Origin of the sequence: Paraburkholderia sp. HC6.4b (genome assembly GCF_014200875.1) — a bacterium.
Taxonomy (GTDB): Bacteria; Pseudomonadota; Gammaproteobacteria; order Burkholderiales; family Burkholderiaceae; genus Paraburkholderia; species Paraburkholderia tuberum.
In genome coordinates this window covers 1-15,648 of sequence record NZ_JACHDC010000028.1, presented here as the reverse complement: position 1 = coordinate 15,648, position 15,648 = coordinate 1, and the positions used below count along the sequence as shown (strand labels likewise).

At 62.7% G+C, this 15,648-nt stretch carries 12 protein-coding genes; 8 read left to right on the top strand and 4 right to left on the bottom strand.

The features are described from left to right. Positions 1-92 precede the first annotated feature (92 nt). A complete protein-coding gene (locus HDG34_RS33870; RefSeq protein WP_184067002.1) occupies positions 93-914 on the bottom strand; it encodes an alpha/beta fold hydrolase in 822 nt (273 codons plus the stop codon). A gap of 624 nt (positions 915-1,538) precedes the next feature. On the opposite strand from HDG34_RS33870, the gene HDG34_RS33865 reads away from it, so the two are divergent. The 4 genes from HDG34_RS33865 (at position 1,539) to HDG34_RS33850 (ending at position 5,188) form a co-directional block, all read left to right on the top strand. Further along, positions 1,539-2,963: a cytochrome ubiquinol oxidase subunit I gene (locus HDG34_RS33865; RefSeq protein WP_184067000.1), complete on the top strand. Its 1,425-nt coding sequence runs from the start codon at positions 1,539-1,541 to the stop codon at positions 2,961-2,963. Between the two features lie 24 nt (positions 2,964-2,987). Next, positions 2,988-3,992, top strand: coding sequence for a cytochrome d ubiquinol oxidase subunit II (cydB, locus tag HDG34_RS33860; RefSeq protein ID WP_184066997.1), 1,005 nt, complete (start codon positions 2,988-2,990; stop codon positions 3,990-3,992). Continuing rightward, a complete protein-coding gene (locus HDG34_RS33855; RefSeq protein WP_184067254.1) occupies positions 3,967-4,164 on the top strand; it encodes a hypothetical protein in 198 nt (65 codons plus the stop codon). The genes cydB and HDG34_RS33855 overlap by 26 nt, the downstream gene beginning before the upstream one ends. A gap of 256 nt (positions 4,165-4,420) precedes the next feature. Continuing rightward, positions 4,421-5,188, top strand: coding sequence for a response regulator transcription factor (locus tag HDG34_RS33850; protein WP_184066994.1), 768 nt, complete (start codon positions 4,421-4,423; stop codon positions 5,186-5,188). A 46-nt stretch (positions 5,189-5,234) separates the two neighbouring features. On the opposite strand, the gene HDG34_RS33845 is transcribed toward HDG34_RS33850, so the two are convergent. Beyond that, entirely contained in the window at positions 5,235-7,127 is a 1,893-nt protein-coding gene (locus HDG34_RS33845) for a hybrid sensor histidine kinase/response regulator (protein ID WP_184066983.1), read from the bottom strand. A 413-nt stretch (positions 7,128-7,540) separates the two neighbouring features. On the opposite strand from HDG34_RS33845, the gene HDG34_RS33840 reads away from it, so the two are divergent. Both HDG34_RS33840 and HDG34_RS33835 read left to right on the top strand, forming a co-directional pair. Continuing rightward, positions 7,541-8,494: an integrase arm-type DNA-binding domain-containing protein gene (locus HDG34_RS33840; RefSeq protein ID WP_409259689.1), complete on the top strand. Its 954-nt coding sequence runs from the start codon at positions 7,541-7,543 to the stop codon at positions 8,492-8,494. Continuing rightward, entirely contained in the window at positions 8,464-8,697 is a 234-nt protein-coding gene (locus tag HDG34_RS33835; RefSeq protein WP_184066977.1) for a hypothetical protein, read from the top strand. Before HDG34_RS33840 ends, HDG34_RS33835 begins: the two co-directional genes overlap by 31 nt. Before the next feature lie 7 nt (positions 8,698-8,704). Here the strand turns inward: HDG34_RS33835 and HDG34_RS33830 are convergent, their stop codons facing one another. Further along, a complete protein-coding gene (locus HDG34_RS33830) occupies positions 8,705-9,322 on the bottom strand; it encodes a flagellar biosynthesis sigma factor (RefSeq protein WP_184066974.1) in 618 nt (205 codons plus the stop codon). 2 nt (positions 9,323-9,324) lie between these two features. Further along, complete coding sequence (locus HDG34_RS33825; protein ID WP_184066971.1) at positions 9,325-10,338, bottom strand: DUF2515 family protein; 1,014 nt, start codon at positions 10,336-10,338, stop codon at positions 9,325-9,327. Between the two features lie 564 nt (positions 10,339-10,902). Between HDG34_RS33825 and HDG34_RS33820 the strand changes: the two genes are divergently transcribed. Further along, the gene (locus HDG34_RS33820; protein ID WP_184066968.1) at positions 10,903-11,694 is read left to right on the top strand and encodes a hypothetical protein; all 792 of its coding nucleotides are present in this window, start codon (positions 10,903-10,905) and stop codon (positions 11,692-11,694) included. Between the two features lie 251 nt (positions 11,695-11,945). After that, on the top strand, positions 11,946-15,362 hold the full coding sequence (locus HDG34_RS33815) for an alpha/beta fold hydrolase (RefSeq protein WP_184066965.1): 3,417 nt from the start codon (positions 11,946-11,948) through the stop codon (positions 15,360-15,362). Positions 15,363-15,648 lie beyond the last annotated feature (286 nt).

The following is a 15,648-nucleotide window of genomic DNA, read 5'->3' as shown; positions in this document are numbered from 1 at the left end:
GATTTACCCGACGCCAGCGGGCGCGTGGCGTCCGACGCGAGCGGCGTCCGTATGCCGCCCGCGCCCTCAAAGGATCACTTCGTTACGTTCGCTCAGGCGCCGATGAATTCGAGCAGATCGGCATTGACCTTGTCGGCCTCCACCGTGCACATGCCGTGCTGGCCGCCCGGATAAACCTTCAGCGTTGCGTTCTGGACGATCTCCGCGGTGCGTCGGCCGGCTGCGTCGATCGGCACGATCTGGTCGTCGTCGCCGTGCAGCACCAGGGTCGGCACGTCGATCTTCTTCAGATCTTCGGTGTAGTCGACTTCGGAGAACTGCTCGATGCAGTCATATAGCCCCTTGATCGAACCGGCCATGCCCTGGCGCCAGAATGAATCGATCACGCCCTGCGACACCTTCGCGCCCTCCCGGTTGTAGCCGTAGAACGGCACGGCCAGATCCTTGAAGAACTGCGAGCGATCGTCCGCGACGCCCTTGCGGATGCCGTCGAACACGTCGATCGGCAGGCCGAGCGGATTATCGGCGGTCTTCAGCATCAGCGGCGGCACTGCGCCGATCAGCACAGCCTTCGCGACGCGCCCCGTGCCATGCCGGCCGATGTAATGCGCAACTTCGCCACCGCCTGTCGAATGGCCGACCAGCGTCGCGTCCTGCAGATCGAGATGTTCGATCAGCGCGGCGAGATCGTCGGCGTAGGTGTCCATCTCGTTGCCGTCCCACGGCTGCTCCGAGCGGCCGTGACCGCGCCGGTCGTGCGCGATCACGCGCAAGCCCTTGCTGCCGAGAAACAGCATCTGCGCATCCCACGCATCGGCGGTCAGCGGCCAGCCGTGCGAAAACACGACCGGGCGTCCATGGCCCCAGTCCTTGTAGAAAATCGAGGTACCGTCTTTCGTCCTGATCGTGCTCATCTGCTGACTCCTTGTCGATGAAGTCTGCCGTCGCCGGCAGGTGGATGAAGCGCAAGCTGCTCACGAAGTATGCGCGCGACGCATGACAGAACGCCGTGCGAATGCGGCAATGAGTCATGACCTATTGAGAAATTCCGCCGCGAAATAACATCAACACCAAACGAATCGCGAACGGATAATGCGCAACGAATACTGAAGAGAAAAAGCTGAAACGGCCACGCGGCAGCGTGCATCGTAGAAGTAAAAAAATCGCCTGACCAGCACGCCCACCGACGAAGTCGGTTTGGATGGATCGATTGTCGGCTGGCGACAGACACCGCCCGCGACCTTGCCGCGCAAGGCTGCGCGAAACGCATTGCTGCAGCGCGGTCGATTGACGCAGCTCACGCGCCGAGGCACACACGGCCACGTATCAGCCGCCAAAAGAAACTTGATATTCAACAACGGCTTGCCTCATCGATAAGCGTATTTCGCATAAAACAAGGCGGTTTTTTGACGCACATCGCATCGCAACACTTTTTGTTTCGATCCCCTACTCTTGCGCCATCTGCCCAGCGCAGTGCGCACCGACATCGGTCGACGCGCGTAAGTCCGCTCACGCGGGCCATCACGCACAACAGGATCATGAACTCCGCACTATCGGCATTCGATCTCGCGCGCATTCAATTCGCGTTCACCGTTTCTTTTCACATCGTTTTCCCCGCGCTCAGCATCGGTCTCGCCAGTTTCATCGCCGTTCTCGAATGGCGTTGGCTGAAAACCGGCAAGGCCTACTACAAAGATCTTTGTCTGTTCTGGTCGAAGATCTTCGCGGTGGCCTTCGGCATGGGCGTCGTCTCCGGTGTCGTGATGAGCTATCAGTTCGGCACCAACTGGTCGGGCTTCTCGAGTTTCGCCGGGCCGATCACCGGTCCGCTGCTGATGTACGAGGTGATGACCGCATTCTTTCTCGAAGCGGGCTTCCTCGGCATCATGCTGTTCGGCTGGCAGCGCGTGAGTCCGCGCGCGCACTTCGGCGCAACGCTGATGGTCGCGATCGGCACGCTGATCTCGACCTTCTGGATTCTCGCGTCCAATAGCTGGATGCAGACGCCGCAGGGCTTCGAAGTCGTCGACGGTCATGTCGTGCCGCTCGACTGGTTCAAGATCATCTTCAATCCGTCGTTCCCCTACCGGCTCGCGCATATGGCGCTCGCGGCGTTCATCGTCGCGGGGCTGGTGGTCGCGGCGGTCGGCGCGTGGCATCTGCTGCGCGGCCGGCGCGATCCCGCCGTCAAGAAGATGTTCTCGATGGCGCTGTGGCTGCTGTTGATCCTCACGCCGATCCAAGCATTCGTCGGCGATCAGCACGGCCTCAATACGCGCAAGTATCAGCCGGCGAAGATCGCGGCGATCGAAGGCTTGTGGGATACCGAAAAAGGCGGTACCGCGCTGAACCTGTTCGGCATCCCCGACATGAAGGCGGAGACCACGCGCTACGCGGTGTCGGTGCCGCACCTCGGCAGCCTGATCCTCACGCATAGCTGGGACGGCGAAATCCGCGGTCTGAAGGAATTTCCGCCGCAGGACCGGCCGGATTCGACCGTCGTGTTCTGGAGCTTCCGCATCATGGCCGGCCTCGGCGTGCTGATGATCGCGATGTCGATCGCGGCCTGGGTGCTGCGCCGGCGCGGGCGCCTGTTCGAAGCGAAGTGGTTCCAGCGGCTGTGTGTCGCGATGGGACCGAGCGGCTTCATCACGCTGCTGGCCGGCTGGGTCACCACCGAAGCGGGCCGTCAACCGTGGGTCGTGTACGGCGTGATGCGCACGTCGCAGGCGGTGTCGCCGCTGACCACGCAGCAGGTCGGTCTGTCGTTGATGACGTTCGTGGCCGTCTACTTCCTCGTGTTCGGCACCGGCATCTACTACATGCTGAAGCTGATGCGCTCCGGTCCCGCGCTGCCTGGCGGCGAGTCGCACGACATGTCCCACGGCCTGCCGCAGCCGACGCCCGCGCAGACCGCGCGCCGCCCGCTGTCCGCCGCCGATCGGATGATCGACGCCGTCTAACCTACGCTTCGAGAGAAAGAAAAAATGGACGTAACCGTCGTATGGGCCGCGATCATCGCGCTGGGCCTTTTCATGTACGTGGTGCTGGACGGCTTCGACCTCGGCATCGGCATCGTCTTTCCGTTCTTCCCCGACGAAAAGGAACGCGACCTGATGATGAACACGGTCGCGCCAGTGTGGGACGGCAACGAAACCTGGCTCGTGCTCGGCGGCGCCGCGCTGTTCGCGGTGTTTCCTGTCGTCTACTCGACCGTGCTGTCGGCGCTCTATCTGCCGCTCGTGTTCATGCTCGTGTGCCTGATCTTTCGCGGCGTGTCGTTCGAGATCCGCGCGAAGTCGCGGCGCACGAAGCATCTGTGGGATCTCGCGTTCATCGGCGGCTCGGCGGGCGCGGCGTTCTTCCAGGGCATCGTGCTCGGCGCGTTCCTGCAAGGCATTCCGGTCGCCGATGGCGCCTATGCCGGCGACGCGTTCGGCTGGCTCACGCCGTTCAGCCTGCTGACGGGCCTCGGACTCGTCGCGACCTACGCGCTGCTCGGCTGCTGCTGGCTCGTCGCGAAGACCGAGGGCGATCTGCAGCGACGGCTGCATCGCGTGGTCTGGCCGCTGACGCTGGTGCTGCTCGGCTTCGTCGCGCTCGTGAGCCTATGGACGCCGCTGATGGACGCGGGCATCGCGCAACGCTGGTTCCATGACGGGATCTTCTACCGTCTGCTGCCGGTGCCGTTCCTCGTCGCGATCTGCGCGTTCTTCATGCATCGCGCGGTGCGCGCGCGCCATCACAACACGCCGTTCGTGCTCGCGCTGGCGATCGTGCTGCTCGGCTATCTCGGGCTGCTCGTGAGTCTGTGGCCGTATGCGATTCCGTCGAGCATCACGCTATGGGAAGCCGCCGCGCCACGCTCGAGCCAGACGTTCACGCTGGCCGGCGCGGCGGTGATCCTGCCGATCATCGTCGCCTATACGACGATGGGTTACTGGGTCTTTCGAGGCAAGGTGCGTCATGGCGACCAACATCACTATCACTGAAACGCGGGGTGCCAGTGCGTCGGCTCCCACCGCCACTGCCGCAACGCCCAGCCGCAAACTGCCGGGCTGGCTCTGGTTCATCGCGCTATGGTGTTTCGGCGTGACCGCAGCGATGTCGCTCGGCTTCGCCTTCAAGCTTCTGATGAATGCGACGCTGTTCGCGGTCAGATAGCGGCGCGCGAACCCGTGTCGATCCGGCGGGCATAACCTTCCGGATCGTGCGCGTCAGCGCTTCAAAAACGGGGCGCGCGGCTCGTCTACGTAGCAAGCCGGAACCTATGCGCGGGAGACCTGCCTTAACATCACGAAGCGCATCGAACGATGCCGGCAGCCGGCCACGCGCGTCGCAGCGCAACTGCGCAGCCTGCAACTGCGGCATGTGCAACGGCGGCAGCCCTCAACGGACAGGCTCGACTCGCGGAGACATCATGAAGTTTCTTGTAGCCGACGACCATGAACTGATCCGGCAAGGCGTCAAAGGCATGCTGCGCGGCTTCGATCCCGACGCCCAGTTCGACGAAGCCGACAGTTGGGAAACCCTTGCGACCGCCGCGCGCCCCGACGCGAATCACGATCTGGCGATCGTCGATCTGCATATGCCGGGCATGAGCGGCGCGACGTCGCTCGAAACGCTGCTGAAGGCGAATCCGGCGCTGCCGGTAGTGGTGCTGTCCGCCGAGGAGTCGCCCGACGAGATGCGCGCGGTGCTCGCGGCCGGGGCGCTCGGCTTCGTCCCCAAGCGCCAGCCCGCCAGCGTGATGCTGAAGGCGATCGAACTGGTGCTATCCGGCGGTGCCTATGTGCCGATGGAGGCGCTGAGTCTGCTCGGCTCGCGCGAGACGCGGGCGGGCACCGATGCGGATGGATCGGCACGTGTGCCGGCCCCGGGCGCCGCCGCGCAAGCCGTCCGCGGGCCGGGCCCCGGCACCGTCCCGCAGCTCGAACCGGTCACGCAGGTACCGTCGCTGCAGCCGCATCAGCAGCATCTGCTGGAGAACCTGTCACCACGTCAGCAGGACATCATGCGGCTCGTGCATCGCGGCTGGACCAACAAGATGATCGCGCGCGATCTCGGCGTCGCCGAAGGCACGGTGAAGGTGCATCTGTCGGTGATCTTTCGGGCGCTTGGTGTGCATAACCGGTCGACGGCGATCGCCGTAATCAATGGATGGCTGGAGGCCGGGAAGACGTTGTAGCGCTTTGTGCTGCGCCGCAAGCCCAACCCGTCTTGGTTTCCAGCCTCTAAGGCTGCGTTTCGCTTTGCGCGCCTGAGCCCGCTTCGGCTTGCGGCGAGCCGGCCGCGGCGGGCGATGGCGGTGGGTCGTCCGGCGCTCCGCCCCCCAACACCACCGCACCCGCCGGCCGCCCCTGATCGAGCTCCGCCTGCTGCCACAGCATTTCCAGCGTGCGCCGCAAGCGCGCCGGCGTCACCGGCTTGTGCAGCACCGGAATCCCCTGCAACGCGAGCGCCGTCAGCTCCGCCGACGCCATATCGCCGGTGATCAGCAGCGTCACCACATTGCCGTGCCCCTCCCGCGCAAGCACGCCCCGTATCGCGCTCAGCGCCTGCGCGCCGGTGCGGTGATTGGCGAGCTGGTAGTCGCACAGCACCGCGTCGGGCACGAAGCCGTCCGCGAGCGCGGCGAGCGCGCCGGCTTCGTCGCGCGCGCCGCGCACGTCGCAGCCCCAGCGCTCGAGCAGACTCGCGAGGCCTTCGAGTATCGACGGCTCGTCGTCGATGCACAGCACGCGCCGCCCCTGCGCGGCCGGGCCGCCCGCGACCGAATCGTTCAGACTCGCGACGATGCCGCTCGCGTCACCCGCCTGCACCGCAAAGCGGAACACCGAGCCGCGCCCCGGCGCCGAGCGCAGCTGCAACTCGCCGCCGAGCAGGCCGACGAGCCGCCTGACGGTCGGCAGCCCGAGCCCATGCCCCTGACGCGCGTCGCGCTGCGGATTCTCGACCTGGTAAAACTCCTCGAAAATGCGCTCGTGCTCTTGCGGCGCCATGCCGACGCCCGAATCGCGCACCTCGATATAGCCGCCCTTCTGTCGCCCCGCGCGCCGGAAGCCGAGCCAGATCGCGCCTTGCTCCGTATAACGCACCGCGTTCGACAGCAGATTGCTCACCACGCGTTCGAGCAGCACCGGATCGTCGTAGACGACCATCGTCGTAGGCGCGATGCGCAGTGCGAGCCCCTTCGCCGCGGCCTGCGGACGATACTGGCTACCGACCCGTTCGAACAGCTCGGAGAGCCGGAAGTGCAACCGGATCACCTGGGTCACGCCGCTTTCGAGCCGCGCGAGATCGAGCACCTGGTTGAACAGCTGATTGAGCGCCTCGACGTTATAGACGATGTGCCCGGCCGTCTTCGCGTGCTGCGCGGGCGTCGCCGCCGGATCGTTCAGAGATGCCGCAAGCAGGCCGATCGCATGCAGCGGCTGACGCAGATCGTGGCTTGCCGCCGCGAAAAAGCGCGTCTTCGCGAGGCTCGCTTCTTCGGCGACGCGCTTTTGCGCGGCCAGCGATTCCGCGAGGTATTGCTGATCGACACGCGCCTGCACGACCTGGCGAAACAGCTTGCGATAGCTCATCGCGTAGACGTTGATCGCGCAGAAGAAGAACGCGAGCACAATCGCGAGAATCGTGCGATCGAACGTATGCGAGCCGAAATGCAGCACGATCGACGGCAGCAGCAGAAACGGAATCGAGGTCGAAAAATTGAGGAGATCGAACCCATTCGACATGAACACGCCGGCCGCGAGCGTCACCAGCAGTACGGTATGCAATAACGGCAGATCGGTTTGCGGACTCTGGAACGCGAACCACACCGCGAAGCCCGGCCCGCTATAGAGGAGCACGCCGCGCAGCGCGTGCAGATAGATCCAGTCGCGCGGCGAGACGAGCTGCGGATAGCGGCGATTGCAAATCCACAGCGCCAGGCCCGCGCAATTGGCGAGCGCATAAAAAACGAAGCACGCGATAAACAGCGGCGGGGCCGGCACATGCGGCCAGTAGATCGCCACTAGCACCGCGATCGAAAACCAGTGCGAAAAGAACGCGATCGGATCCTGCGCGTAGAGCACGCGCACGAGGTCTTCGTCGATGGCACGCTGGATCGGGTCGGCCCGCATGGGGCGGTCTCCTCTGTCGATCGGCGTGAGCGCTTTAGCGCTTACGCCGATCCCACGCAGCTTTATCGCGCGGGCATGGCAACTTCGTTGAGACGAAACACTGACGAAGCGGCGGCGCTCCGGCACTTCGTGGCAACCGCGGGTCGAATCGGGCGACCGAATGCGCCGCCCGCGCGGTCTATTCTACGGCGAATGCGCGCTCTTCAGACGAATCGTCAGCAATCCACCGGAAGGTTTACCCGGGAGTTTACCATCGCGAGTTTTTATGTCGCGTCGCACCAATTTTAAAGACACTAAGCTGTTGATTAAAAACAAATAACATGTTTACCGTTTTACTCCTGCCTTCTATACACTGCCCCGACATAACGGTTCGCTGTGGGGGAATGCTGTGGGGGAATTGACCGAAAAATCTACTGGCCGTACTCACGCCGATAGACCAAGGACGCGTCCTCCGGGATGGCAATGGAGTCGCAGGAAAGGTTCACGTGTCCGCAACCGGCGCGATTAGTGTGCACTTCCGCTATCGCTATCGGTTCGACGGGCAACAGAAGGAAGTGGCGCTGGGTGCCTGGCCCCGTGACACATTGAACGCCATTCGCGAAAAACATCAAGCCATCAAGCTTCGTGTCTCACTTGGCGCTGATCCCAACGGCCAAAAACAAGCAGTACGCCAGCAGATCACGCTCGAGCGGGCATTGGAAAAACGGCTGCTTGCAGAGCATACGGCCCGCGTCGAACAGGAACAGATTACGAGGTCCACCTTCCGCCAGCTCTGCGACGCATGGCTGGAACACGGGGTCAACCGGAAATGCAAGAAGCGGCTCAAGCTCACGTTCGAGAAAAACATCCTGCCGTCACTCGGGGAGAAACGTGTACACGACGTAAGTGATTCGATCCTCCTTGAAGTGCTGCAAGCGATCATCTCATCGGGTCGTAAGCCGACCGCACTCGCTCACTTTGGCGAGCTGCACCACATGTTCAAATGGGGCAAGCGCGGCAAGCCGTGGCGTGACCTCATCGATGTGCTGCCTACCGAACTGATCGATCTGGACCGCCTGTTCGGCAAGGGGTACGTCTCCTTGCGGACACGGACCCTCTCCGAAGACGAAGTGCGTGACCTCAATTTGAAGGTCGCGGCAACCCGTGAGACTCCCGACCGGGAAACGTGGGGTCGCGTGCGGCACACTCCGCTGGGCGAGGACACTGAGGCTGCAATATGGATCTATCGACGCGCAAGCGGAACATGGATCGCAAACCATCTCCACTGTGGGATTCGCTCGTACTCTCCGGGGGTGGCTGGACACCTCACGATCTGCGACGCACCGGCGCAACTTTCATGCAATCGCTCGGCATCTCCCCTGTCGTGATCGAGCGGTGTCTAAACCACGTCGCGCCACAGCGGGATCGACAGGAGGTCAATCCGAAACTGGTGCGCGTCTACCAGCAGTACGGCTACGCCAACGAAATGTGCGATGCCTGGCAACGCCTGGGGCACTACCTCGGCACACTACTGTCAACGCCTGTTGATAGCTTCGACGTCGAAACGCTGCTACTCGATCACACCCTGTGATTTCTGGTTACCGATTGGCTTCCAGCCAAGGCGAAGCGACATCCAAGGTAATCAGGTAACGCTCTAAGTCCGGATGAGAATCTGTCCGGAAACAACGGACGTTCAGGCCAAGCTGATATTTGTCGCCCGCCTGCCAATAGCCAGTAGGGGCCGCGCATCCGCGTATCTTAGCTCGCACAGTCGGCGTGTCCTCAAGGGGCGGGGAGTCTTCAACCAGAATCTGCCGCCAGCCGCCTCGACGAAGCTGCTCCTGCAAGTCCAAGACAATCGCCATCGTCTCGTCGAGCGGCAAGATCGTGACCTGTGGTGACATCCGAACGGAATCGACCTTACCGTGCTCGTCGTAGCTCACAGCCATGAACTTTGCAACAGGGGTCGAGAACCCGTACTGAGGATCGGTAAAACGCAGCCTAGCCGGACGGTTGATTACGCCGCCCCAATTCGCGCCCGGCTCGGCGGCCGGCAGGGTCGAGCGCGATTGCTGGCGCACCTGTTCGTAAGGCTCCCCGATCGTCAGTAGAACTTCATCAGCAGGTCTAGTCACCGCGTAGATACCCCCTACGATAGTGCAGCCAATCACCAAGCACCCCAGATACACGAGCCGTCTGATTTTTTTACGCGACATAGCTATCTCGGATGCGCAGCTAGAAAGATGGAATTCTCGACCATGTGCTTCTCTGTCGGGTTGCGCAATAGGTCGTCAAACCGCTGGGCTGCGCGCATTACGAACGCCATCCGCTGACCAGGATCGGCAAGGTTGGCGAGCGGCTGCTTACTGAAAATTTCAATTTGGGCGTTCGCTCCCGTTACAGTGCACTGGTTCGCAAGCGTCAACTGAATCTCGCGTGCCGAGCTAGTCGGAATGTTTAACGCCCATGCGAACTGATTAGCCCGCATCAGCATCGCAAACATCGGATCGTTGTACATAGCCGGCTGCAAGATATTGACCTGTTCATGCCATGCCAGCCGTTCAACACCTTTCGTGATGTTACCGGCATCAATTGCCTCAAAGCCCTGAACGGTTTCAAGTTGCGGCTCGCCGAAAGGCACTTTATCCGCAATCGGCCATACGACCGAGCCACGCAGCGCCGCGCGCTCCTTGAGACACCGCTTGAACCGCTGGAGCCCAAATCGTTTATAGAACATGTGCAGCGGCCAGATGTCGAGGAACAAGGCCGTATTGCCCTTGGCGAGCATCTGATACACCTTGGTCGCGCCTTCGCCGGTTGCCTGATCCGGCACAGGCATGCGGGGCGATCCATATGGCGACAGCCTTTCCAGAGGCGAGCTTTGCCGTTCCCATTGTTGATAGGCGTTGCGCTGCTGATTGGACTTGTGAATCAACTCGGCAGCGTTCAACAACCCGCAACCTACCTGCTTCGACGCGAACGCAGCAAGCCCGGCCCACTGGAAGCGATGATCATCAAGCCACGACTGTGCATAGGCGGCGTTGATACGGCGGTTGCGTGCAATCGGATCGTCTACGGCAACGATGGCTTCGGCCTGCTTCTGATAGAAGCGCCAGCAGTCGATACAGTCCTGCTTGTCATCTTCCGCTCGCTTTTTTGCGGCGGCCTCTTCCTCCTTCCAGTTGGGGTAACAGATCGGACATCTCGGGTTTTCACATCCCTGTCTAGCCATGCTCGCCAGCCTTTCCTTTTGTTATTTGAATCGTACAACGAACATTCATGCGAATACCCTACAACAAGTTACTTGTCTACAAGACCGGTTCGACTTAACAAAAAATCACAATTAAGTTGTCAGTGACGGCAGTCAGGGCAGTCATCCCAATCCTCGCCGTGAGAACAGGTTTCCGGTTGCATGGCAAGCAATCCCCGGATTCTGTACACGATCCGGTTTGGCTCGTATTCGTTCATCGTGCTCGCGTAACACACAACCGCGTCGAGATGCGGCTCGATGGCGCGCAGCAGTTCCAGCGCTATTTACTGAGAAATTCAGGTTCTTCGCCTGACTAGCTATCGCCGTAAGCGCCTGATGTCCAAGGGTTTTCTGCGCGCGCTTAAAAATCAGGCTGGTTTACCCGGCGGTTTACCCATCGGCTAACACTTAATCCATATAGGCGACGGCCTTGCCGCGAACCATACTGCATTCACGTTTCAGCGCGGCATTTCAGCCACCTTCCCTCGACTCGCGGCCCACGCGCCGCGGCTCGCCGCGCTCCCTGCCAACCGACGGAGGTTTTCCATGGGCGCAGTCCCGAGCTACGAGTTCGCCCGCCAACTCGACGACGCGATCCTCCCCGATCTGTGGCGCAGGCGCACCCGGCTCTCAGCGGACGAAATGGTGTCGATGGTCGACCTGGTCAAGCGCGCGTTGCGGACCTACCACCCGCTCGAATTGCAGGCGCTCGGCGAGGACAAGGAAGAACTGGTCGCTCAGTTCATCTACGCGAAGGTGTTGCGCCTCGCGCCCGGCCACACCGAAACGAACGCGCGCGCCGACAGCGCACCGTCCAACAGCTACGCGGTATGCGCGTATTTCCGCCGCTATCTGATCGACTGCCTGCGCAGCGCGTGCCATCAGCGCAGTGTGTCGATGGAGACCGAGGGCGTCGCGCAGGAAATCGATCTGCACGCGCACGCGCTCGAAGACCCGGTGGAAAGCGTGCTGCTGCAATACGGCCTCGACGAACAGCGCGTGCGGCGCGCGGCGCGCGAGTTCATCGAAGGGCTCGACGAACCCGAGCGGATCGTGCTGGCCGGCAGCCTCGGCTGGTGCTCCGAAGGCAAAGGCGGGCTTTCGGCGGTCGCGGCTCGGCATCGGGTGCCCTCTTATCACTATCGCGCCGTCAAACTCGGCGTCACCATGAAAAAGACGGCCGGCGCCGAGGAATTTTCCAACACCAAGCTCGGCCGCTGGCTCACCGACGCGCTCGGCATCGAGATCGACGTCGACAATCGCGCGGCGATTCTGGTTGCGCTGAATCTGCTCGCGGCGGAATCGAGCGATAGCGAATTCAATGAAGTGGCCGCGTAATAGTTCGGATAACCACCAGGCCACATAAGAAGCGCGATAAGTGCGCATGCCCGTACGGCCGGGTACACCCGGCAACGGCCGGCCGGGCGTGCCGCCCTGAACCTCGCACGCTACGACTTCGGCGCGCCCTCCACGGCGCGCTTTTTTTGCGCCGATATTCCGCCTACGATAAAAAAGCTCCCGCAGCACGCCGTCTTTGTTCCGAAGTCGAGCTTCCGTTCCCGCATCCGATTACAGACGAGGTGGTCCTGATGAACCGCTTATCGAGCGCGCCGACGGCGCTGCAACGGCATTACGAGGTGGTCGTGATCGGCTCGGGCTACGGCGGCGCGATCGCCGCGAGCCGCATGGCGCGCGCGGGCCGTCGCGTGTGCGTGCTCGAGCGCGGCCGCGAATTCATGGCCGGCGAGTATCCGCGCACGCCCGTGCAGGGCGCCGAGCAGATCCAGTACAACACGGCCGAGGCGCAGATCGGTTCGCCGCTCGCGCTGATCGAAGTGCACGTGAACGAAGACGTCAACGCGGTGGTGGGCTGTGGGCTCGGCGGGACGTCGCTGATCAATGCGAACGTCGCGCTCGAGGCCGATCCGCGCCTGTGGGACGACCCGCGCTGGCCGGCCGCGCTGCGCGCCGACCAAGCCGGACGCGACGACGGCTATGCGCTCGCCTGGAAAATGCTGTCACCGTCGCCGGTGCCCGACGACTTCCCGCCGCTGCCGAAGCTGCAGGCGCTCGAAAAATCGGCGCAGGCGCTCGGCATGGCCGACCGCTTCAGCCGTCCGCCGATCACGGTCACGTTCAAGGACGGCCCGAACGCGGCGGGCGTCGAGCAGCAGCGCTGCGTCGGTTGCGGCGATTGCAACTCCGGTTGCAACTACGACGCGAAGAATTCGACCCACATGAACTATCTGCCGGACGCGGTCGCCCACGGCGCGCAGATTTTCACCGGCACGGCCGTGCATTCGGTGCTGCGCGATCCCGACACGCAGCAATGGAAGGTCAACTTCCAGCTCGTGAAGCTCGGCCGCGAAAGCTACGACGCGCCCGATCTGTTCGTGCTGGCCGATATCGTCATCGTCGCGGCGGGCACGATCGGCTCGACTGCGCTGCTGCTGCGCTCGCGCGACGCGGGCTTGAGCACGTCGGAGATGCTCGGCCAGCATTTCACCGGCAACGGCGACGTGCTCGCCTTCGCGTACAACACCAGGGACACGATCAACGGCGTCGGCTGGGGCGAGCACAAGCCGGGGCAGATTCCGCCGGTCGGGCCGACCATCACCGGCCTGATCGACATTCGCGCCGACGAGAAAAACGTCAAGGACGGCTATGTGATCGAGGAAGGCTCGCTGGCCGGTGCGGTCGGCGAGGCGCTCGTCGGCATGCTCGGCGCGCTCGCGCCGCTGGAAGGCGTGGATGCGGCTGGGGCCCCGTCGCTGCTCGAGCGCATGAGTTATGACGCGCGTGCGCTCGAAAGCCTGATCCGCGGCCCGTACCACGGTGCGATGAATCACACGCAAAGCTACCTCGTGATGGCGCACGACGACGAAAGCGGCCGCATCACGGTCGGCGACAAAGGCCGTGCGCGCATCGAATGGAAAAACGCGGGACGCCAGCCGATCTTCCAGAGCATCGAGAACGTGCTAATCGAGGCGACCAAACCGCTCGGCGGCAAATATCTGCGCAACCCGATTTCGACGAAGATCGCCGGCCGGCACACCGTCACCGTGCATCCGCTCGGCGGCTGCGGCATGGGCGAGGACGCCGCGCATGGCGTGGTCGATCATCTGGGCCGCGTGTTCAGCGGCACGGCCGGCGTCGCGGTGCACGACGGCCTCTACGTGATGGACGGCGCGGTGATGCCGATGTCACTCGGCGTCAATCCGCTCCTGACCATCTCCGCGCTCGCAGAGCGCAATTGCGCGCTGCTGGCCAAAGCGCACGACTGGTCGATCGACTACATGTCGAAGGGCACCGCCGCCGCGCCGCCCGCACAGAAGATCGGCCTGCGCTTCACCGAGACGATGGTCGGCACCTACACGCCCAGCGTGGCGGGCGAAGCCGCGAAGAGCCCGATCGAATTCACGCTGACGGTCGAGTCCGACGATCTCGCCGACATGCTGAGCAACCCGAATCACCTCGCGCGCACCGCCGGCACACTGACCTGCCCCGCCCTGTCCGCCCAACCGCTGACGATCAGCGACGGCACCTTCAACCTGTTCGTCGTCGACGAATCCGACCTCGACGAACGCAACATGAACTACCGGATGACGCTCGACGCGGTCGAAGGCAACACCTGGTATCTGACCGGCAAGAAGATCATCACGCGCACGTCGCCGATCAACCTGTGGGAGCAGACCAACACGCTGTATGCGGAGATTCGCGCCGCGGCGCAGGACGATGCGCCCGTCGTCGGCACCGCGACGCTGATCATCACGCCCGAAAACTTCCTGAAGCAGCAGCGCACGCTCGAAGTCACACACGCGCCCGACCTGAAGACGCGCCTCGAATGGACGCTGAAGTTCGGCAAGTTCTTCGCGGGCGTGCTGTTCATCGAATACGGCGGCGTGGCCGCGCCGCTGCAGTTCTACGATCCGTACATACCGCCGCGCGCGAAACGCACGCTGCGCGCGCCGGCGCCGCAGGTCACGTATTTCGACACACCCGACCGCACGCGGCTCAAGCTCACGCGCTACTGCGATCCGGCCGCGGGCAAAGCCGCGAAGCCGATCCTGCTGATCCACGGCTCGGGCGTATCGAGCCGCATCTTCTCGACCGATCTGATACCGACCAACCTCGTCGAATATCTGTACGCGTCGGGCTACGACGTGTGGCTCGTCGATCTGCGCGTCAGCATCGAACTGCCGAGCGTGCTCGTGCCGACCAACGTCGACAAAGTCGCGCGCGAGGACATTCCCGCCGCCGTCGCGAAGATTCGCGAAGTGACCGGCGCGCCGAACATTCAGGTACTCGGCCACTGCCTGGGCGGCCTCGCGCTCAGCATGTCGCTTCTCCATGGACTCGACGGCGTGCGCTCGGCGGTGATTTCGCAGGTGTCCGCGCATCCGGTGCCGGGCACGTTGCAACGGATCAAGGCCGGCTTGCATATTCCCGACCTGATGCAGCATCTGCGCATACGCGACCTCACCGCCTATACGCAGGAAGATTCGTGGCCCGCGAATCTGTTCGACGAAGCGCTGCGTCTCTATCCGCTCGATCACGGCGAGGGCTGCGGCAATCCGATCTGTCATCGCGCGACGTTCCTGTATGGCCTGCTCTACGAGCACGACAAGCTGAACGAGGCGCTGCATGCGAATCTGCAGGAACTGTTCGGCATTCACGACATGGCCGTGTTCCAGCATCTGGCCACGATGGTGCGCGCGGGCCAGGTCGTCGATGCGCGCGGCGACGACGTGTATCTGACCGGCGCGGACGGCATGAAAGGACTCGAGGGCATGCGTTTGCCGATCGGCTTCATTCACGGCGAGAAGAACGAAACCTATCTGCCGGTCAGCACCGCGCGCACTTACGAGCTGCTGCGCAAGCGCTTCCCCGAGCAGCCGTACGAGCGGCATCTGATCCCGGGGTATGGGCATATCGACTGCATCTTCGGCAAGAACGCGGCGGTCGATGTTTATCCGTTGATCGTCGGCTATCTGAATGCGCATTGACACGGCTGCATTGCCGATGCGCCACGCATTCGGACAATAAAGCCAGGCATAAAACAAGAGATTTTGATAGAAGCCGGCGTGTCGCAATATTGCGTGGATTCGTTCGACCATTATCTCAAAATCACGAGGCGCGATTAATACGTTAGTATCGACCCTCTCGTAAAGCCGAGGCGCAAAGTTCAGGGCTACACCTTAGTCTCTAGTTCCAAGTGCAACACCTTGAATGAGGTAGGGTGTTGCGATGAAGAAGAACTACAAGCATTTGAGTGCGGAAGAACGCGCGGCG